This is a genomic window from Pseudomonas fluorescens (assembly GCF_005938625.1).
In the GTDB taxonomy this organism is placed as follows: domain Bacteria; phylum Pseudomonadota; class Gammaproteobacteria; order Pseudomonadales; family Pseudomonadaceae; genus Aquipseudomonas; species Aquipseudomonas fluorescens_BD.
In genome coordinates, this window is the sequence record NZ_VCNJ01000033.1 from 38,624 (window position 1) to 58,738 (window position 20,115).

Consider the following 20,115-nt stretch of genomic DNA (forward strand, 5'->3'; position numbering starts at 1 on the left):
TCGGGGCTGAACAGGGCACAGTTCATGGCTTCTGCAGAAGCTGTAGGACAAGTCGCTTAATCTTGTCCTCCAGCGCTGTAGTGGTTCGACTCAGACCGCGCTGGATATTTCTTTCGGCAAACGCTGATCAATAACCTGATACAGAGCGCTGCTTTCGGGCCAGTTACGCATGAATCGCGCACGGTCACGAGCATAGGCCGGCGCGAAACTGCCGACAGATCCATGCTGACACATCGAGTCCAGATCGATCAGCGCCCAGCGATCCTCATGCCAGAACAGGTTGTGCCCTTTGAAGTCGCCATGGCTGATGCGCTCGTCAATCAATCGCGCGAACAACTGATCCAGCGCCTGCAGTTCTGCCTCCGGCGCTTCGCCATTTTCAACATACGGGGCAAATCGCTCGATAATGTCCGGGCCCGACAAGAACTCGGTCACCAGATACGCTCGGCTGCGCAACCACAAAAAGCGCTTCTCCAGCACCGCCAGCGGCTTGGGCGTGGCGATACCGAGGAACGCCAGACGATTGCCCTCGCGCCACGAGTGCCAGGCGCGACTCGGACGCCAGAAACGCTTGAGCCAATGAGCAAAGCCCTTGATGTTGTAGCGCTTGATCACCAGCGTACGTGCGCCTGCCTGAACCTTGCCGACGCTCGCCGCACCACCGGTCTTGTACAGATGGCCCTGATCGAGCAACGCATCGGCCTGCTCCAGAACCGGCAACATGGCTGATTCTTCTTCACGACGAATCGCGCGCAGAGCGAACGCGCCACGCTGCACACTGAACAGCGTGCACTCGCGACCGACCTTGATCAGAAAATCCTTCAGACGCCAGCGGCGTACTTTGTCGATCTGTTTCTGCAAGGCCTCCAGCGGCAACGCATGCTCGCTGTTGCTCAACAGGTAATACACCAGCAGTTCTTCAGTAAACGGCTCCAGCGACTTGGGTAACTGGGCAAAAAACACCCCGAGATTTTCCAGGACTTTTTGCCGCGATAACGGCTGACCGGCGGTTTCTGCGCAAATCCCGGCACCGTCAATCAAGTACAACTGGCCGCCATGACGCAGCAGATTGTCCAGATGCAGGTCTTCCTGCCAGAGCCCTTTACCGTGCAACTGGCCAATGGCACCCAGCGCCTCAGCCAACACCGCCGACTGTTCATCGGCCAGCACCGGCAGCGACTCGACTTTCACCCAGGCATCACCAAGGCTTTCGGCACCCTCAAGGAAATCGAACAGCAGCCAGCCACCTTCGCCATTCTTCAAACCATCGGCCAGCAGCAGCGGTGTCGTCAGGCCTTGTGCGGCCAGCAAGCGCACGCCTTCCAGCTCACGCTGGAAATGCCGGGCAGCCTTGCCGCCGACCAGCAATTTGGCCAACACCGGACGCCCGCGCCAGACACCGGCGCCGACGTAGCGCTGCCCTGGCAGAACCCGCAGCAAACTCAGCAATTGCAGATCCGCACTCCCGGCAGCATCGGCCAAGGTCACCGTCAGCGGCAGTTGCGGGGTTCGCCCGACACCGGCCAGCTCGGACAATTGCATCAGCGCGTCTCCTTGTGACTGCGGCGCGCGGTCAACCGGCCGAGCCAGCTGTCGAGCAGCGTGCTATCGGTCGATTGATCAAGATAAGCCGCCAGCAATTCACGCAATTGCGCTTCGCTCCATTCCGGCGCACGGCGTTGCAATGGTTCCAGGTCCTTGATCCGGTCACGCATGCCGAACAGTAACGGACGGGTTTTTTCCAGGTCGATCAATTGCGCCTGGTATCCATCACCGGTTGCCCGCAGAAAAATATGTTTGGGGTAGAAACAGCCGTGCACCTGGCGCACACCGTGCAGATGTCGAGCCAGCAGACCGCAAGCCTTGAGAATGGCCGACTGCTGCACGCCGCTGAGCTGTGCCCAACGCTGCAATAGCGACTCCAGATCGTTCCAGCCATCGAGTGCCCGGGTCAGCAGGATCGCGCGAACTTCGCCGTCAACCTTGCGCTCACCGAAGAACGCCGCTTGCAGCGCCGGAATACCGAGCTTGCGATAGCGACTGATATTGCGAAACTCGCGGGCAAAACTGGGTTCACCGAAAGGCGCGTGCAAAGTGCGCGTCAGGTAATTGCTCTGGCGCTTGAGGTAATAGCCCTGCCCTTCCAGGTCCAGACGGAAGACGCTACTCCAGCCACCACGGGCAGTATTGGGTTCATCCACAGCTTCAAGCTGCTTGGCCCACAATGCGTCGAAAGTGCCGAGACCATGGCGCTCAAGCAGTGCGCGGTCTTCAGCAGCGAGAAAATCAGTCATTCGCGTCCCTCGAAAAATCTCACCACGTGCCGAATCCGTTTCTTGTCGGCGCTATCAAGCCGATCGCACTGGCGGTATTGCTTATAGAAGCGCAGGCGTTGGGTATTGGACAGGTGGTATTTGGCGAGTTTATCGAGACAGGCCAGATCCTTGGTGATCCGATACTTGAGCCAAAAGCCGCGCCAGAACTCGCCGTTAGGGCAATCGATCAGAAATATCCGCGCCTGATCATCGATCAACAGGTTGCGCCATTTCAGATCGTTATGGGTAAATCGGTGATCATGCATCGTCCGGGTATAACCGGCCAGTTGCCGGCTGACGCCGTCGACCCAGGCGCGATCCTTGAGCTTCGGATCCTTGCGCTCGGCGAGCGCCGAGAGGTCTTCGGTGTTGGGCAATTCGCGAGTGATCATCGCGCCACGATCATACGCCGCGCCGCGTCGCTCCAGGCCCCAGGCCACCACTTCAGCGGTGGGAATACCCCACTTGGCGAAGCGTTTGAGGTTCTGCCATTCCATCTTCACTCGTGGCTTGCCGAGGTAGCGGCGCAAGCCTTTACCGGCGCCGACGTAGCGCTTGACGTAATAGTTGACGCCGTTGCGCTGCACGCGAATCACTTCCGACAGCGGGTCACGGGTCAGGCGCTCGCCCTGCAACGCAAACACGGCTTCGAGGCTGCCGAAGTCTTCGGCGAGCTCGCTGTATTGCGGCTCGAGAGTCCAACCCGCCATCAGAGCGCATCCCCGTAACGCTGTTTACGCGCATAGAGTTTGTTGGCCTTGCCTTCCAGCCAGCTCAGCAGCGGCGCTTCTTCAGCCAGGATCTGACGCAGCGGTTGCTGGAAATAGCCCTTAAGAAAACGCAGCTTGTCGCGGCGGGTCAGGCCGATGTCCAGTGCGGAAAAGTACAGCGCTGCCAGATCTTTATTACGCCAGCGCTGAGTGATCTTCGCGCGGGTCTGGGCGCGGTGCAGATCGATCACCGAGAGCTTGAATTCCTCAGGTGTCACCGGTTTATCGGTGTGCAGCAGGAAGTGGCATATGTAGCAGTCGCGATGATTGACGCCGGCACGATGCATCATGCCGGTCATGCGCGCGACTTCGGCGATCAGTGCGCGCTTGAGTTTTGGCTCGGGCGGCTGCTTGATCCAGTCGATGCTGAAGTCTTCCAGGCTGATGGTCGGCGCCAGTTCTTCGGTGACGATGAACGAGTGCTGATCCGCCGGGTTGCTGCCCTTCTCGCCGTACGCAACGGCGGTCATGGTCGGCACGCCGACTTCCTGCAGACGCTGGATGGCTTTCCACTCCTGACCCGCGCCGAGTACCGGCAACTTGGCGGTCAGCAGGTTCTTGAAGATTTCGCCCCAGCCGATGCCACGGTGGATCTTGACGAAAAATCCTTTGCCGTCGACTTCCGTGCGCAGCGTCCGGCGTGCTTCCAGCTCGCGGTATACCTCGCCCTGCAAGCCTTCGACTTCGGCGAACGGATCGCGTCCGGCCCAAAGGCTCTTGAACGGTTCAGCCAGCATCAACTTCATTAAGCGTGCTCCGCCAGAATCACATCGGCCGCGTGCTGCGGCATGCTGTAGAGGTCGGCCGTCTCGGCGAAGGCCAGACCATTGCGGCTCCAGGCCGCGCGTGCAGCGTCATCATTCAACATTTCAGTCAGGTATTGCGTCAGCTGCGCCTGATCAAACGGCTCGTCCAGCACTCGCCCGGCGTCCGCCTCAGCGATGTAATGGGCGTAACCGCAGACCGCGCTGACCAGCACCGGCAATCCGGCGACCAGCGCTTCCAGCAACACCGTGCCGGTATTTTCGTTGTACGCCGGATGGATCAACAGATCGGCGCCAAGCAGGAAACGCGGGATATCGCTGCGCCCCTTGAGGAACGTCACGTTGTCGCCCAGACCCAAAGTTGCACTCTGCATCTGGAACAATTTGGGGTCATCCTGGCCAATTACAAACAGCCGGGTGCGTTTCTTCAGCTCAGCGGGCAATGCGGCCAGCGCTTTCAGGCTGCGATCAACGCCCTTGGTTTTGAAGCCGGAGCCGATCTGCACCAGCAGCAGCTCGTCGTCCTTCAGATTGAATTCAGCACGGAAGCCGGCGCGGATTTCATCGGCGTCCGCTGGACGGCGACGATCCTGAGCGATGCCCGGTGGCAGCAGATGGAAACGCTCGATCGGCGTGTCGTAATGCTTGATGAACAGCGGTTGCTGCACTTCGGAAATCATCAGCACTTCGGTCTTCGCATCTTTGGCGAACACCGCGCGCTCGTACTCGGCGAAGTGGCGATAACGGCCCCAGCGGCGGTACAGCGAATTGCGCAGGTTCTGCGCCTTGTCTTCGAAGCAGCCATCGGCGGCGTAATAGACGTCCAGCCCCGGCATCTTGTTGAAGCCGATCAGGCGATCGACCGGGCGCTTGGCCAGATCCGCTTCCATCCATGCGCTGAGTTTTTCATTGCGACGATGGTTGAAGAACGCCTTGACCGGCGCCACCAGCACCTCGAAACCGGGCGGCACGTCGCCTTCCCAGATCAGTGTGTAGACGCGAATCTGATGCCCGCGTTTCTGGCATTCGAGGGCGATGCGCATGAAATCGCGCTGCAAACCACCGAACGGGAAATATTTGTACAGGACGAATGCCAATTGCATCAGCGCAGCTCCTCGGCCATTAACAACGTGCTCAGTCGGCTGGCGACACGCTCGGGGTTCAGTCGCGTGAAGCACAGCGGCTGTTCACGCTTCAGGTCAAACTGACGGGCATCCTGCGCGGTCGGTTGATAGGTACATTTCTTTTGCAGGCAAGGTGCGCACGGGAAGTCGCTGGCCAAGTGAATCTGCAACTTGCCGTAAGCGCCGGTCAGGCCCGGATTGGTCGGACCGAACAGCGAAATGGTCGGCACATCCAGCGCCGCAGCCAAGTGGCCGAGACCGGTGTCCACCGCGACGCAGGCTTGCGCCCCGGCGAGAACCTTGCCGACGCCGGCCAGATTGAGTTTCGGCAGCACTTCGGCGTGTTTGAAACCGGCGGCGATGCGTTCGGCGCGGGCCTTCTCCTGCGGGTTGCCCCACGGCAGCTTGACGCCGACGCCGAGATAACCGACGCGTTCGGTCAGTTCACGCCAGTAGGCTTCCGGCCAGTGTTTGGTGTCCCAAGTAGTGCCATGCAGGAACACCACAAAGGCGTTTTTGCGCGGCAGCTCGACCAGACGTTCGACGTTGAGGCCGTAATCGCCCAAGCCTTTTGGCAGGTCGTAACCGAGGGCGATGGCGAACAACTGCCGCACGCGCTCAACGGCGTGTTGACCACGGGCCACGGCCAGTTTTCGGTCGTAGAAACGCGAAGCCATCGGCTCGCGGGCCGAACCTTTGTCGAGACCGGCCACCGGCGCTTTGACGTAGCGGGTCAGCCAGGCGCTTTTCAGCAAGCCTTGAGCGTCGATGACCAAATCGTATTTGTTGGCGCGCACGCTTTGCTTGAAGCGTTTCCACTCGCCGCTGGTGATGGTTTTCCAGATGTTTTTACGCCAGCGACGGATCGCCACCGGAATCACTTTGCCAACGGCCGGGTGCCAGGTCGGGATCTCGGCAAAGCCTTCTTCCACCACCCAGTCGAACTTGATCCCGGGGATGGCCCGGGCGGCGTCGGTCAGCGCCGGCAACGCATGAATCACGTCGCCCAGCGATGAAGTCTTGATCAACAGTACCCGCAACTTAATGAACCTCGACCACAGAGCCCTGCAACTTCTGCAAGGCATCGTTGACCGCGTTCGGCATCAGCTGGCGCAGGCAGTTGTAATGGCCGAAGCGGCAGGTACGGTCGAAACACGGGCTGCAATCGAGGCCCAGACGTACCACTTCGACGTGCTCGGCCAGCGGCGGGGTGAAGCCCGGCGAAGTCGAGCCGTAGACGGCGACCAGTGGGCGGTTCAGCGCGGCGGCCACATGCATCAGGCCGGAATCGTTGGAGACCACCGCGTCAGCGCAGGACATCAGGTCGATGGCTTCAGCCAGCGAGGTGCCGCCGCTGAGGTTGACCGATTCTTCGCGCAGGCCCGGGATCAGCCGTGCGCGGATGTCTTCACCGACCGCGTGATCGTTTTTCGAACCGAACAGCCACACCTGCCAGCCTTCACGTATGCGCGCTTCGGCGACTTTGGCGTAGTGCTCGGACGGCCAACGCTTGGACTCGCCGAACTCGGCGCCCGGGCACAGGGCCAACACCGGGCGATCGAGGCTCAGGCCGAATTTGGCCAGCGCCGCTTCGCGGGTGACCGGATCAATTTGCAGGCTCGGGCGCGGATACGGCTTCGGCAGCTCGGCATTGGCTTCATAGGCCAAGGCCATGAAGCGCTCGATCATCAGCGGGTAGCGTTCTTTATCCAGGGTGCGCACATCATTGAGCAAGCCGTAGCGGAACTCACCACGCCAGCCGGTGCGTTTCGGGATGCCGGCGAAAAACGGCACCAGCGCCGACTTCAGCGAGTTGGGCAGCAGGATCGCCTGATCGTACTGGCCGCGCAGTGATTTGCCGATGCGCCGACGTGTCGCCAGTTCCAGCGCGCCGTGGCCGAGCGGGAAGCTCAAGGCCTTGCGCACTTCGGGCATGCGCTCAAGGATCGGCCGGCTCCACTCGGGAGCCAGCACGTCGATTTCGCACTGTGGGTGGCGCTGCTTGAGACACTGAAACAGTGTCTGCGCCATCACCATGTCACCGACCCAACTGGGCCCAACGATCAAAATATTCATGTGGTTTCCAAAAACGAACCGGGGAGGCATTTACGCCTCCCCGCCTCGAGAATCACTGAGGAAGCGGCACTGCTGGCGATGGGTCATTACCTTCAACATGACTGTCGACTGTCACTCCGCTATCGCGAGCAGGCTCGCTCCCACATTGTTTTGCATCTGTTCACATATCTGCGACTCAGCGCAGATCCATTGTAGGAGTGAGCCTGCTCGCGATGGGGTCGTTACCTTCAACATGACTGTCGACTGTTACTCCGCTATCGCTGGCAAGCCAGCTCCCACAGGTTTTTGCATCTGTCCACATATCTGCGACTCACCGCAGATCACTCTGGGAGCGAGCCTGCTCGCGAAGGGATCGTTACATTCGACATTGTTGTCGTCTGATACTCCGCTATCGCGAGCAGGCGAAGGCCTACAGGGTTTTGCATTCATTCACACATCTGCGACTCAGCTTAGCCCCATCTCTTTCCAGATCCGCAAAACCTGCCGGCGTTCTTCGGCAAACTGGTCGCCCGATATCACCCCGGCGTCCTTCTGCAAGGCCTGCCGGTGGGCGGCGGAGCGGTAGGCTTTATAGGCCTCGCGCAACAGGCTGGCGTCTTCGGCAGGCATCAGCCCTTCGTGTTCCAGCTCTTCCAGAATGCGGATGTTATCGGTCCAGCGCAGCAGTGGCGGATGGCTTTGTGACCACGCCAGAGCCGCGTATTGCACCATAAATTCAATATCGACGATACCACCGGCGTCCTGCTTGAGGTCGAACGGCGCCGAGGCGTCGAAAGCATTTGCTGCCGTCCCGGCTGCGGTGCTCTTGGTGCCGAGGTTGTCGCGCATCTTCGCGCGCATCTCGCTGACTTCCTGTTGCAACTTCGCCAGATCACGCGCCTTGCCCAGCACCTGGGCGCGAACCTTCTCGAACGCCTGACCGACATCCTGACTGCCGACCAGCACTCGCGCGCGAACCAAGGCCTGATGCTCCCACGTCCAGGCTTCATTTTCCTGATAGCGGGCAAACGCGCCGAGCGAACTCACCAATAGCCCCGAAGCACCGGACGGCCGCAGACGCATATCCACTTCATAGAGCTGACCCGAGTTGGTCTGCGCCGTCAGCAAGTGAATTATGCGCTGCCCCAGCCGCGTGAAGAACTGCGCGCCATCGATCGACTTCGGCCCGTCGGTTTCCGCCTGTGGATCGCCGTCGTGGATAAACACCAGATCGAGATCGGAACCATGCCCCAGCTCCAGACCGCCGACTTTGCCATAACCGACAATGATGAAACCTGGATCGCACAAGGTGCCGTCGGTGCGCAGCGGCGTGCCGTACTTGGCCACAGTCTGGCGCCAGGCCAGGGCCAGCACTTGCTCGAGAATCGCCTCGGCCAGCCAGGTCAGATAATCGCTGACTTTCATCAGCGGCAGGCTGCCGGCAATTTCCGAGGCGGCGACGCGCAAGCGGTGCGCCAGCTTGAAATGGCGCAGGGCTTCCATTTGTTGTTCGAGATCGTCCTCGGGAATCCGCGTCAGCCGCTCGCGCAATTCAGCCGCCAGCTCCGGCGCCAGCGGCGGTTTGAACAGTCGACCTTCGTTAAGCAATTCATCAAGCAGCAGCGGGAAGCGAGTGATCTGCTCAGCGATCCACGGACTCGCCGCGCACAACGTCAGCAGGCGTCGCAAGGCACTGGGGTTTTCTGTCAGCAAGACCAGATAAGCCGAACGCCGGGCCACCGCTTCAACCAGCGGCAGCACGCGCTCAAGCACCAGGTCCGGGTTGGCGTGTTCCACAGCCTGAGCGAGCAGACGCGGAATAAAGGCATCGAGACGCTCACGCCCCAGCCGCTGCATCGCGCGCAATTGCGGGCTGCTGCGCAATCCGGCCAACGCTTTCAGGGCTTTGCTGGCATCGGCAAAACCGCCCTCCTCCAGCTGACGGCACGCCGCCTCTTCGTCCTGCGCCTCTTCCCACAGCGGTAGCCATTCACCACCAACCACCACTTCACTTTCGGCGCCTTCATCCTCATCGGGATCGGCAATCACTTGCGCGAAGTGCCAAGCCACACGACCGCGCCAGAACATCAGTTTCTCGTGGAAGCTGTCCCAGTCAGCGAACCCGAGCATGAAGGCGATGCGCGCCTGATCCTGCGCGCCATCCGGCAGCATCTGGGTCTGGCGGTCGGCGATCGCCTGAATCGCGTGCTCGGTGTAACGGAGAAATTCGTAGCCCTCGCGCAACTCGCTGATCACCGCCGGCGGCAGATAACCCTGCCCTTCCAGCGTACTCAGCACCTTTAATAGAGGACGTTGTTGCAGACTCAAGTCGCGACCACCGTGGATCAACTGAAAGGCCTGAGCAATGAACTCGACCTCGCGGATACCGCCGGAGCCCAGCTTGATGTTGTCGGCCATGCCCTTACGCCGCACTTCCTGCTGGATCAGCTGCTTCATGGTGCGCAGCGCTTCGATCGCCGAGAAGTCGAGGTAACGTCGGTAAACGAACGGCCGCAGCATGTCGAGCAACTGCGCGCCCGCGACCTGATCGCCGGCCACCACTCGCGCCTTGATCATCGCGTAGCGTTCCCAGTCACGGCCCTGATCCTGGTAATACTGCTCCAGCGCATTGAAGCTCAGCACCAGCGCGCCGGACGAGCCGTACGGGCGCAGGCGCATATCGACACGGAAGACGAAACCATCGACCGTCATTGGATCGAGCGCCTTGATCAGGCGCTGGCCGAGACGAATGAAGAATTCCTGATTATCCAGCGAGCGCTTCACGCCGACGGTTTCGCCGCCCTCGGGGTAGGCGAAGATCAGATCGATATCCGAAGACAGGTTCAACTCGACGGCGCCGAGCTTGCCCATGCCGAGGATGACCATTTGCTGCGGCTCACCGCTGCGGCGGCCGGTCGGCGTGCCGAACTGTTCGCAATGGCGGCTGTACAACCATTGATAAGCCTGGTCGATGGTGGCGTCGGCCATGTCCGAGAGATCACGGCAGGTCTGCACCAGATCGGCCTGGCGGGTGAGATCGCGCCAGATGATCCGCACTTGGTGGCGGGCGCGCTGGCGACGCAGGGCGCGACCGAGTTCCTCTTCGGTTTGCGCGGCGTTCACCGCGGCGGCAATCTGCGCACACAATTCACCCGGCGCAAAGGCCCGGTCGAGTTCGCCGGACTGCACCAGCGTGAGCAACATCAAAGGGTCACGAACGCTCTGTTCAATGACGAATTCGCTGGCGGCGGTGACGCGGGCGAACTGCGCCCAGCGCTCTGGCGTCCAGTTCACCAAGCCATGATCGTCTTCCAGCGCGGCGACGGCCGTACGGAACGACTGCTCGGATCGAGTGACCAACGGCAGGAGAATGGCGGGCAGTTCGGCAAGCACGGGCAGGGTCATGGTCTATCCTTGATCGGCGTGTAAATGGCCGCTTGTAGTGATTGGTGAAAACCCGCTACCCGGAGGACTGTCGAACAAAAGTTAGAAATAGCTGAAATTTCTTTCTCTTTGGCAGCGAACATCAAAGTTTCACCTTTTTCAGATGGCAAAAGACCAACCTTAACGATTATTCTCACAACGCAGCCGGAGGCCACAAGCCATTCTTCTGTAGTTTTACTACTCGTCTATACATTCGAAAGGCTGAAATGCCGGAAGATTTGTAGTAAAACTACACGCCGCCGGAACAACCTATCGGCAATCCAAGAATTTTAAATCGTCTGCCCACAAGGCCAGTCGCAAACTCAGGCAACCGATTCTGGAAGCCTTTCCGCCCTGGAGCAAGCCATGCAAGACCTCGATCCCGTCGAAACCCAGGAATGGCTGGACGCCCTGGAATCGGTTCTCGACAAAGAAGGCGAAGACCGTGCTCACTATCTGATGACCCGTATGGGTGAACTGGCAACCCGCAGCGGTTCGCAGCTCCCTTACGCCATCACCACGCCTTACCGCAACACCATCCCGGTAACCCACGAAGCACGCATGCCTGGCGACCTGTTCATGGAACGCCGCATTCGCTCGCTGGTACGCTGGAACGCGATGGCCATGGTAATGCGTACGAACCTGAAAGATTCTGACCTGGGTGGTCACATCTCCAGCTTCGCTTCCAGTGCGACCCTGTATGACATCGGCTTCAACTACTTCTTCCAGGCCCCGACCGACGAACACGGCGGCGACCTGATCTACTTCCAGGGCCACACCTCGCCAGGCGTTTACGCCCGTGCATTCATGGAAGGCCGCATCACCGAAGACCAGATGAACAACTTCCGCCAGGAAGTCGACGGTCAGGGCCTGTCGTCCTACCCGCACCCTTGGCTGATGCCTGACTTCTGGCAGTTCCCGACCGTATCGATGGGTCTGGGTCCGATCCAGGCGATCTACCAGGCACGCTTCATGAAGTACCTGGAACACCGTGGCTTCATCCAGCCGGGCAAACAGAAAGTCTGGTGCTTCCTGGGCGACGGCGAGTGCGACGAGCCGGAATCCCTGGGCGCGATCTCCCTGGCCGGCCGCGAGAAGCTGGACAACCTGATCTTCGTCATCAACTGCAACCTGCAGCGCCTCGACGGCCCGGTTCGCGGCAACGGCAAGATCATCCAGGAACTCGAAGGCGTGTTCCGTGGTGCTCAGTGGAACGTGACCAAAGTCATCTGGGGCCGTTTCTGGGACCCACTGCTGGCCAAAGACGTCGACGGCATCCTGCAACGTCGCATGGACGAAGTCATCGACGGCGAGTACCAGAACTACAAAGCCAAAGACGGCGCGTTCGTCCGTGAGCACTTCTTCAACACGCCAGAACTCAAGGCGATGGTTGCTGATCTGTCCGACGACGAGATCTGGAAACTCAACCGTGGCGGCCACGACCCGTACAAGGTCTACGCGGCGTACCACGAAGCGGTCAACCACAAAGAACAACCGACCGTCATCCTCGCCAAGACCATCAAAGGTTATGGCACCGGTGCCGGCGAAGCGAAAAACACTGCGCACAACACCAAGAAAGTCGATGTCGACAGCCTGAAGTTGTTCCGCGATCGCTTCGACATCCCGGTCAAGGACGAAGAGCTGGAGAACCTGCCGTTCTTCAAGCCAGAGCCAAACAGCGCCGAAGCCCGCTACCTCAGCGAGCGTCGCACTGCACTGGGCGGTTTCGTACCTCAGCGCCGCGCACAAAGCTTCAGCGTGCCGACGCCGGATCTGGACACCCTCAAGGCAATTCTTGACGGTTCCGGCGACCGTGAAATTTCCACCACCATGGCCTTCGTGCGGATCCTCGCGCAACTGGTCAAGGACAAGGAAATCGGCCCGCGCATCGTTCCGATCATCCCGGACGAAGCCCGTACCTTCGGTATGGAAGGCATGTTCCGCCAGCTCGGCATCTACTCGTCCGTCGGCCAGCTCTACGAGCCAGTCGATAAAGACCAGGTGATGTTCTACAAGGAAGACCAGAAAGGTCAGATCCTTGAAGAAGGCATCAACGAAGCAGGCGCCATGAGCTCCTTCATCGCTGCCGGTACTTCGTACTCCAGCCACAACCAGCCGATGCTGCCGTTCTACATCTTCTACTCGATGTTCGGCTTCCAGCGGATTGGCGACCTGGCCTGGGCTGCCGGCGACAGCCGTACCCGTGGCTTCCTGATCGGCGGCACCGCCGGCCGGACCACCCTGAACGGTGAAGGTCTGCAACACGAAGACGGTCACAGCCACCTGCTGGCCGCGACCATCCCGAACTGCCGCACCTACGATCCAACCTACGGCTACGAGCTGGCGGTGATCATTCAGGACGGCATGAAGAAGATGACCGAAGAGCAACAGGACATCTTCTACTACATCACCGTGATGAACGAGTCGTACCAGCAGCCAGCCATGCCGGCCGGTGCCGAAGAAGGCATCAAGAAAGGCATGTACCTGCTCGAAGAAGACACCCGCGATGCGGCGCACCACGTACAGCTGATGGGCTCCGGCACCATCCTGCGTGAAGTCCGTGAAGCGGCGAAGATTCTGCGTGAAGAGTTCAACGTTGGCGCTGACGTCTGGAGCGTTACCAGCTTCAACGAACTGCGTCGCGACGGCCTCGCTGTCGAGCGCAGCAACCGTCTGAAGCCGGGGCAGAAGCCTAAGCTGAGCTACGTCGAAGAGTGCCTGAACGGCCGTAAAGGTCCGGTCATCGCCTCTACCGACTACATGAAACTGTTCGCCGAGCAGATCCGTCAGTGGGTACCGTCGAAGGAATTCAAAGTCCTCGGCACCGACGGTTTCGGCCGCAGCGACAGCCGCAAGAAACTGCGTCATTTCTTCGAAGTCGACCGTCATTTCGTGGTGTTGGCAGCCCTGGAAGCACTGGCTGACCGTGGTGATATCGAACCTAAAGTCGTGGCTGAGGCCATCGTCAAGTTCGGCATCGACCCGGAAAAACGCAACCCACTGGACTGCTGAGGAGACATTTTGTGAGCGAACTCATTCGCGTACCTGACATCGGCAGCGGTGAAGGTGAAGTAATTGAACTGTTTGTGAAGGTCGGCGACCGTATCGAAGCCGATCAGAGCATCCTGACCCTGGAATCGGACAAGGCCAGCATGGAAGTGCCGGCCCCGAAGGCCGGCGTCATCAAGAGCCTGAAAGTGAAGCTGGGCGACCGTCTGAAAGAAGGCGACGAACTGCTTGAGCTGGAAGTCGAGGGCGCCGCTGAAGCGGCCCCTGCTCCTGCTGCTGCCCCGGCTGCAAAAGCTGAAGCCAAACCGGCTGCAGCTCCTGCCGCCGCGCCAGCTGCTGCCCCGGCTGCCGCTTCGGTTCAGCAAGTGCACGTGCCGGACATCGGTTCGTCGGGCAAGGCGCAGATCATCGAGATCCAGGTCAAGGTCGGCGACACCGTCGAAGCTGATCAGTCGCTGATCACTCTGGAATCCGACAAGGCGAGCATGGAAATCCCGTCGCCTGCCGCTGGCGTGGTCAAGGCCATCAGCGTCAAGCTCAACGACGAAGTCGGCACTGGCGACCTGATTCTGGATCTGGAAGTGGCGGGTGCTGCGGCCCCTGCTGCGGCCGCTCCGGCTCAGGCTGCTGCACCGGCCGCTGCCGCTGCGCCTGCTCCGGCAGCCGCGCCAGCAGCTCCGGTTGCTGACAGCGTTCAGGACATCCACGTTCCGGACATCGGTTCGGCTGGCAAAGCCAAGATCATCGAAGTGTTGGTCAAGGCTGGCGACAGCGTTGAAGCCGACCAGTCGCTGATCACCCTGGAATCCGACAAGGCGAGCATGGAAATTCCATCGCCTGCCGCTGGCGTGGTGGAAAGTGTTTCCATCAAGCTGGATGACGAAGTCGGTACCGGCGACCTGATTCTGAAGCTGAAAGTCAAAGGCGCAGCGCCTGCTGCTGCCCTGGCTCCAGCTGCCGCCGCTGCTGCTCCAAGTGCTCCTGCCGCTGCTGCTCCGGCTGCCGCTGCGCCTGCACCTGCTGCCGCTCCAGCCGCGGCCCCGGCCAAGCCGGGCGCCAAAGTTCACGCCGGCCCAGCCGTGCGTCAACTGGCTCGCGAGTTCGGCGTCGAGCTGAACGCTGTTGGCGCCAGTGGCCCGCACGGTCGTATCTTGAAAGAAGACGTGCAGGTTTACGTCAAAGCGATGATGCAGAAGGCCAAGGAAGCCCCGGCCGCTGCTGCTGGCGCAACCGGTGGCGCGGGCATCCCGCCGATTCCGGTCGTCGATTTCAGCCGTTTCGGCGAAATCGAAGAAGTGCCGATGACTCGCCTGATGCAGATCGGCGCGTCGAGCCTGCACCGCAGCTGGCTGAACATCCCGCACGTGACTCAGTTCGACTCGGCTGATATCACCGAGCTGGAAGCGTTCCGCGTGGCGCAGAAAGCTGTTGCAGAGAAGGCCGGCGTCAAGCTGACCATCCTGCCGCTGCTGCTCAAGTCGTGCGCACACATGCTCAAGGAGCTGCCGGACTTCAACAGTTCGCTGGCACCAAGCGGCAAAGCGATCATCCGCAAGAAATACGTGAACATCGGCTTCGCCGTCGACACCCCGGATGGCCTGCTGGTACCGGTCATCAAGAACGTCGACCAGAAGAGCCTGTTGCAACTGGCAGCCGAAGCCGCTGCGCTGGCCGCCAAAGCCCGCGACAAGAAGCTCACCGCTGACGACATGCAAGGCGCCTGCTTCACCATTTCCAGCCTCGGCCACATTGGCGGCACCGGCTTCACGCCGATCGTCAACGCGCCGGAAGTGGCGATCCTCGGTGTTTCCAAGGCAACCATCCAGCCAGTCTGGGACGGCAAAGCCTTCCAGCCGAAACTGATGCTGCCGCTGTCGCTGTCCTACGATCACCGTGTGATCAACGGCGCCGCTGCCGCACGCTTCACCCAGCGTCTGGGCAGCCTGCTGGCGGACATTCGCACGATCCTGCTGTAACTCGATCGGCCCTCCGGCAACGGAAGGCCGATTGCTGCACCCTTTCGAGCGCCACACGCTCGTACCTCAACCCCGTCAGTTTGGCGGGGCTTTTTTTTGCCTGAAGAAAACTCACCCCGGTCTTTTTCCCACACGTTGCGCTGATATCGGCCACAGCCTCAATCGACTTGACGCCGATCTTTTTCATTCGATACGCAACTAATCTAGGCGCAGTAAATTTAACTAAACAAACTTCGCAAAACTCACATTTATTCAAATTCATTCGAATGGATTCGACATGTTAAAACCAACTATCGGCCCAATTGTCGGCCACGTTACAACTAATCACGCACGTATATTCATGCGTGGCGACCGGCAGAACAATGCACGGGTATTTGCTGGAATGCGTTATCGCGCATCCGGCACAAACCAATGGTCGAAAGGTAACTTTTCCCGCCTGAGCGAATTACGCGACATGTCGCAAGTATTCGCCCTCAACAATTTGAGCAGCGATACCGAATATGAATATCAGACTGGCTGGTTCAGCCCGATGAATCCGGTGCACACGCCGGATAGCGTTGCCGAGTTGCCGCTGCAATGGCCGCGGGAAATCTATCGCCTGCGCACCCGCTCCAGCAAAGCCCTGCAACCCAGAGCCTATATTGTCGGTTCCTGCCGCTACCTGCGCATGACCGCCGGTATCGCATCTCTGCCGCAACTGGGCGACCGGATCTTTGCATCCATCAATCAGGTGATCGAAGGCATACAACCGCCGATCAGTGCGGTATTGATGACCGGCGATCAAATTTACGTGGACGATCTGAATTTGGTCGCACCGGACCGCGAATACAAAGACATCCTCAATAAATACCGCGCAGCGTTCTCCCAACCGAATATTCAACGTTTGATGTCCGGCACTTCGACTTACATGATTCTTGATGATCACGAAATCGAAGATAACTGGCCCGCCAATGCCAGCAAGTCCGACATTGACTTATATCGTAACGCCATGGCCGCTTATGAGTTGTATCAGGCCAGTCACAGTCCGGCACACCCATTGACAACTAACGGCGAAATAGATCACGCAACACTTGAGCATTACTGGTATCAGTTCAGCGATGGCGATATCGAATGGTTTGTCACCGACAGTCGCACCCGCCGCAACTTGTCTGGCGATGATCGACGCATCCTCGACGAGGCGCAGGAGCAGGCCCTGCTCAAATGGTTGGGCAACAGCACGGCGCGGGTCAAGTTCGTGGTCACCAGCGTGATGTTCTATCCGGATCGCAAGCTCCACGGCGATGACGCCTGGAAAGCCTTTCCCGAGCAGCGCCTGCGCTTGCTGGAAACCATCCGCACCCGGCGCATCAAGAATGTCGTGTTCATCTCGGGGGACGTGCATGGCTCGCTGACCGCTCGCTTGACCCACAGCGAAGACCCGGATTTTGAAGTCCACACCGTGGTGTCCTCACCGCTGTGCAACAGCAAACTGCTGCCGTATGCCAAAGCGTCCACGTTCATTCTCGATCAGCCGCTGGTGCGTACAGCGGCGGGCAATTATCGGCATGAGCTGACCAGCACAGTGGTGAGTGAGGACAATTTCGCTCATGTGGTGGTCGAGGCCGGGCAGATTCAGGTCAATTACCACGACCGCGATGGAAAACAATTGCAGTCGATCGTCATAACACTGCGCTAAGCCTTGAAGATCGCAGCCTTCGGCAGCGCCTGCAGAGGGCGCATTCCCCTATAGACACTGGCGCAGGCTGCGATCTTTGGCTCTTTTCAACCACGGGCTGGAGAAATGTTCAGCGCAGCCGACATATTCTTATAGCACTTGGCCTTCATCTCTCTTGTCAGTCGGTGCCGCAATGATGCAACCTTGCCGCAGGCAACAGTAAAGAGGGCGAGAGCCCGGCGCGTTCAGCATATTTCCAAGCGAGTTCCCTTCATGAAGAGCCAACCCGATGCCGCCAGCCGTATGGCGGCCGAGGTAGTGACGCAGTTGCCTGTGCCCTCGCGGCTCGGCATGCTGCGTTTCGAGCGCTTGAATGAAGCCAGTTGGGCCATGCTGTTTCTCGATCCCAACTGTGAACGTCAGTTCGGCCAGCCGGCTGTGGAGCTTTGCGCGTTGGTCGGCTCGCCCTACGCCAGCCTGATGGAACCGGAAGCGCGCTATCAACTGCACGACGCGATCCAGCAACAGCTGACCGCCAGCCCGCATTATCTGGTGCGTTACACCTTGCACACGGCGGCCGGTGCGCTGAGCATCCTGGAACTGGGCGAAGCCTACAAACAACACAACCGTCATCTGCTGCGCGGCTATCTGCTGGCGGTCGATCATGTCTTCGACGAAGCGCCGCCACTGCCCTCCGTTGACCTCGAAACCCAGAACTCCCGCCTGCAGATCGCCCTTGAACTCAATCAACGGGCCCAGCAAGAACAACTGCAGCACCTGGAGCGCGTACGCGCCCAGCAGGACCTGATTCTGCTGCTCGCGCGCCAGCGCTACAGCACGCACAACTCGCTGCAGGAAGCCGCCGAACTGATCACCCGCTGCGCCTGCGATATCTATGAAATCGACTGCGCCAGCCTGTGGAACCTCGAAGGCCAGCATCTGGTGCCGATCTCTGCGTACCACCGCGCGACCCAGGAGTACATCCTCCCGGACGTGATCGACATCAGCAGCTTCCCGGATTACATGGACGCCCTGCACGGCAGCCGCGCCATCGACGCACACAATGCAATGCGCGACCCACGCACTCGTGAGATGGCCGAAGCCCTGCGCCCGCGCGACGTCAACGCGATGCTCGACGCCAGTATTCGCGTCGATGGCCAAGTGGTCGGCGTGCTGTGCCTGGAACAGACTGGCGTCACCCGCGCCTGGCAGTCCGACGAAATCGCCTTTGCCGGCGAGCTGGCCGACCAGTTCGCGCAAGTCATCAACAACCACAACCGCCGCACCGCCACCAGCGCCCTGCACCTGTTCCAGCGTGCGGTCGAGCAAAGCGCCAACGCGTTTTTGCTGGTCAATTGCGACGGCGTGGTCGAGTACGTCAACCCGAGCTTCACCGCGATCACCCAGTACACCACCGAGGAAGTCCACGGCCAGCGTCTATCCGAGCTGCCAGCGCTGGAAAACCTCAGCGAGCTGTTGTTCGACGCGCCCTCGGCGCTGGCCAAGAGCAACAGCTGGCAGGGCGAATTCAAGAACCGCCGCAAGAACCTCGAACCGTACTGGGGCCAGCTGTCGATCTCCAAAGTCTATGGCGACAACCGCGAACTGACGCACTACATCGGCATCTACGAAGACATCACCCAGACCAAACTGGCGCAGCAGCGCATCGAGCGTCTGGCCTACACCGACAACCTGACCAACCTCGGCAATCGCCCGGCGTTTATCCGCAATCTGGACGAACGCTTCGCCCGCGATAGCGATACGCCGATCAGCCTGTTGCTGGTCGACATCGACAACTTCAAACGGATCAACGACAGCCTAGGTCACCAGACTGGCGACAAGCTGCTGATCAGCCTGGCCCGGCGTCTGCGCAATAGCCTCAGCCCGAGCGGCAGCCTCGCGCGGTTTGCCAGTAACGAGTTTGCAGTGCTGCTCGACGATACCGATCTGGCGACCGGCCAGCAGATCGCCAACCAATTGCTGGCGACGCTGGATAAACCGATGTTCGTCGACAACCAATTGATCAGCGTTACCGGTTCGGTCGGCCTGGCGTGCGCGCCGCTGCATGGCCGTGATCCACAAACGCTGATGCGAAACGCCGGGCTGGCGCTGCACAAGGCCAAGGCCAACGGCAAACATCAGGTGCAAGTCTTCACCGAAGCGCTGAATGCCGAGGCCAGTTACAAACTGTTCGTCGAGAACAACCTGCGTCGCGCCCTGACCCAGAACGAGCTGGACGTGTTCTACCAGCCCAAGCTGTGCCTGCGCAGCGGGCGTCTGCTGGGCATGGAAGCGCTGCTGCGCTGGAACCATCCGGAGCGCGGCATGATTCGTCCGGACCAGTTCATCAGCGTCGCCGAAGAAACCGGTTTGATCATTCCGATCGGCAAGTGGATCGCGCGTCAGGCCTGCCGCATGAGCAAAGCCCTGACCGCCGCTGGCATGGGCAATCTGCAAGTGGCGATCAACCTGTCACCGAAACAGTTCTCCGACCCGGATCTGGTCGCCTCCATCGCCAACATCCTCAAGGAAGAAGCGCTGCCGGCCAATCTGCTCGAACTGGAGCTGACCGAAGGCCTGCTGCTGGAAGCCACTGAAGACACGCACTTGCAGCTCGACCAGCTCAAGCGCCTGGGCCTGACGCTGGCCATGGACGACTTCGGCACCGGCTATTCGTCGCTGAGCTATTTGAAGAAATTCCCGATCGACATCATCAAGATCGATCGCAGCTTCATCCACGAAATCCCCGACAACCAGGACGACATGGAAATCACCTCGGCGGTGATCGCCATGGCGCACAACCTGAAACTCAAGGTCGTGGCCGAAGGCATCGAAACCGCCGAGCAACTGGCGTTCCTGCGTCGGCATCGTTGCGACGTCGGCCAGGGCTACCTGTTCGACCGGCCGATCCCGGGCGGCGAACTGATCCAGGCGCTGAAACGCTACCCGCGCGGCCCGCTCTGCCTCTGATCTCGCCGCTCCCTCATGTAGGAGCTGCCGCAGGCTGCGATCTTTTGATCCTGTT

12 protein-coding genes are annotated in these 20,115 nt (G+C 60.1%); 4 read left to right on the forward strand and 8 right to left on the reverse strand.

Features of this window, described 5'->3' with window-relative positions; all coding sequences use genetic code 11:
* Positions 1-90: 90 nt before the first annotated feature.
* The 8 genes from FGA82_RS20825 to glnE form a co-directional block, all read right to left on the reverse strand.
* Positions 91-1,542, reverse strand: coding sequence for a lipopolysaccharide kinase InaA family protein (locus FGA82_RS20825; protein ID WP_141128543.1), 1,452 nt, complete (start codon positions 1,540-1,542; stop codon positions 91-93).
* Positions 1,542-2,294, reverse strand: coding sequence for a lipopolysaccharide kinase InaA family protein (locus tag FGA82_RS20830; RefSeq protein ID WP_141128544.1), 753 nt, complete (start codon positions 2,292-2,294; stop codon positions 1,542-1,544). The genes FGA82_RS20825 and FGA82_RS20830 overlap by 1 nt, the downstream gene beginning before the upstream one ends.
* The gene (locus tag FGA82_RS20835) at positions 2,291-3,025 is read right to left on the reverse strand and encodes a lipopolysaccharide kinase InaA family protein (RefSeq protein ID WP_141128545.1); all 735 of its coding nucleotides are present in this window, start codon (positions 3,023-3,025) and stop codon (positions 2,291-2,293) included. The genes FGA82_RS20830 and FGA82_RS20835 overlap by 4 nt, the downstream gene beginning before the upstream one ends.
* Positions 3,025-3,831 (reverse strand): lipopolysaccharide core heptose(I) kinase RfaP, encoded by an 807-nt coding sequence (gene rfaP / locus FGA82_RS20840; protein WP_141128546.1) that lies wholly within the window; start codon positions 3,829-3,831, stop codon positions 3,025-3,027. The genes FGA82_RS20835 and rfaP overlap by 1 nt, the downstream gene beginning before the upstream one ends.
* Positions 3,831-4,952: a glycosyltransferase family 4 protein gene (locus tag FGA82_RS20845; protein WP_141128547.1), complete on the reverse strand. Its 1,122-nt coding sequence runs from the start codon at positions 4,950-4,952 to the stop codon at positions 3,831-3,833. The genes rfaP and FGA82_RS20845 overlap by 1 nt, the downstream gene beginning before the upstream one ends.
* Positions 4,952-6,013 (reverse strand): lipopolysaccharide heptosyltransferase I, encoded by a 1,062-nt coding sequence (gene waaC / locus FGA82_RS20850; protein WP_123448344.1) that lies wholly within the window; start codon positions 6,011-6,013, stop codon positions 4,952-4,954. Before waaC ends, FGA82_RS20845 begins: the two co-directional genes overlap by 1 nt.
* Before the next feature lies 1 nt (position 6,014).
* Positions 6,015-7,049 carry a lipopolysaccharide heptosyltransferase II gene (waaF, locus tag FGA82_RS20855; protein WP_141128548.1) on the reverse strand — a complete coding sequence of 345 codons (1,035 nt, stop codon included), beginning with the start codon at positions 7,047-7,049 and terminating at the stop codon, positions 6,015-6,017.
* A 444-nt stretch (positions 7,050-7,493) separates the two neighbouring features.
* Positions 7,494-10,433: a bifunctional [glutamate--ammonia ligase]-adenylyl-L-tyrosine phosphorylase/[glutamate--ammonia-ligase] adenylyltransferase gene (glnE, locus tag FGA82_RS20860; protein WP_141128549.1), complete on the reverse strand. Its 2,940-nt coding sequence runs from the start codon at positions 10,431-10,433 to the stop codon at positions 7,494-7,496.
* A gap of 384 nt (positions 10,434-10,817) precedes the next feature.
* Between glnE and aceE the strand changes: the two genes are divergently transcribed.
* The 4 genes from aceE to FGA82_RS20880 all read left to right on the forward strand — a co-directional run bounded on the left by aceE (position 10,818) and on the right by FGA82_RS20880 (position 20,060).
* On the forward strand, positions 10,818-13,463 hold the full coding sequence (gene aceE, locus FGA82_RS20865; RefSeq protein WP_007915682.1) for a pyruvate dehydrogenase (acetyl-transferring), homodimeric type: 2,646 nt from the start codon (positions 10,818-10,820) through the stop codon (positions 13,461-13,463).
* 11 nt (positions 13,464-13,474) lie between these two features.
* Positions 13,475-15,436 (forward strand): dihydrolipoyllysine-residue acetyltransferase, encoded by a 1,962-nt coding sequence (aceF, locus tag FGA82_RS20870; RefSeq protein ID WP_141128550.1) that lies wholly within the window; start codon positions 13,475-13,477, stop codon positions 15,434-15,436.
* 277 nt (positions 15,437-15,713) lie between these two features.
* Positions 15,714-17,111 carry an alkaline phosphatase D family protein gene (locus FGA82_RS20875; RefSeq protein WP_141128551.1) on the forward strand — a complete coding sequence of 466 codons (1,398 nt, stop codon included), beginning with the start codon at positions 15,714-15,716 and terminating at the stop codon, positions 17,109-17,111.
* Positions 17,112-17,363: 252 nt separating this feature from the next.
* Positions 17,364-20,060 (forward strand): putative bifunctional diguanylate cyclase/phosphodiesterase, encoded by a 2,697-nt coding sequence (locus tag FGA82_RS20880; protein ID WP_141128552.1) that lies wholly within the window; start codon positions 17,364-17,366, stop codon positions 20,058-20,060.
* Positions 20,061-20,115 lie beyond the last annotated feature (55 nt).

Excerpts from the sequence above, each read along its gene's own strand:
- FGA82_RS20825 (WP_141128543.1), bottom strand. The coding sequence starts at position 1,542 with ATGCAATTGTCCGAGCTGGCCGGTGTCGGGCGAACCCCGCAACTGCCG.
- FGA82_RS20830 (WP_141128544.1), bottom strand. The coding sequence starts at position 2,294 with ATGACTGATTTTCTCGCTGCTGAAGACCGCGCACTGCTTGAGCGCCAT.
- FGA82_RS20835 (WP_141128545.1), bottom strand. The coding sequence starts at position 3,025 with ATGGCGGGTTGGACTCTCGAGCCGCAATACAGCGAGCTCGCCGAAGAC.
- rfaP (WP_141128546.1), bottom strand. The coding sequence starts at position 3,831 with ATGAAGTTGATGCTGGCTGAACCGTTCAAGAGCCTTTGGGCCGGACGC.
- FGA82_RS20845 (WP_141128547.1), bottom strand. The coding sequence starts at position 4,952 with ATGCAATTGGCATTCGTCCTGTACAAATATTTCCCGTTCGGTGGTTTG.
- waaF (WP_141128548.1), bottom strand. The coding sequence starts at position 7,049 with ATGAATATTTTGATCGTTGGGCCCAGTTGGGTCGGTGACATGGTGATG.
- glnE (WP_141128549.1), bottom strand. The coding sequence starts at position 10,433 with ATGACCCTGCCCGTGCTTGCCGAACTGCCCGCCATTCTCCTGCCGTTG.
- aceE (WP_007915682.1), top strand. The coding sequence starts at position 10,818 with ATGCAAGACCTCGATCCCGTCGAAACCCAGGAATGGCTGGACGCCCTG.
- FGA82_RS20875 (WP_141128551.1), top strand. The coding sequence starts at position 15,714 with ATGTTAAAACCAACTATCGGCCCAATTGTCGGCCACGTTACAACTAAT.
- FGA82_RS20880 (WP_141128552.1), top strand. The coding sequence starts at position 17,364 with ATGAAGAGCCAACCCGATGCCGCCAGCCGTATGGCGGCCGAGGTAGTG.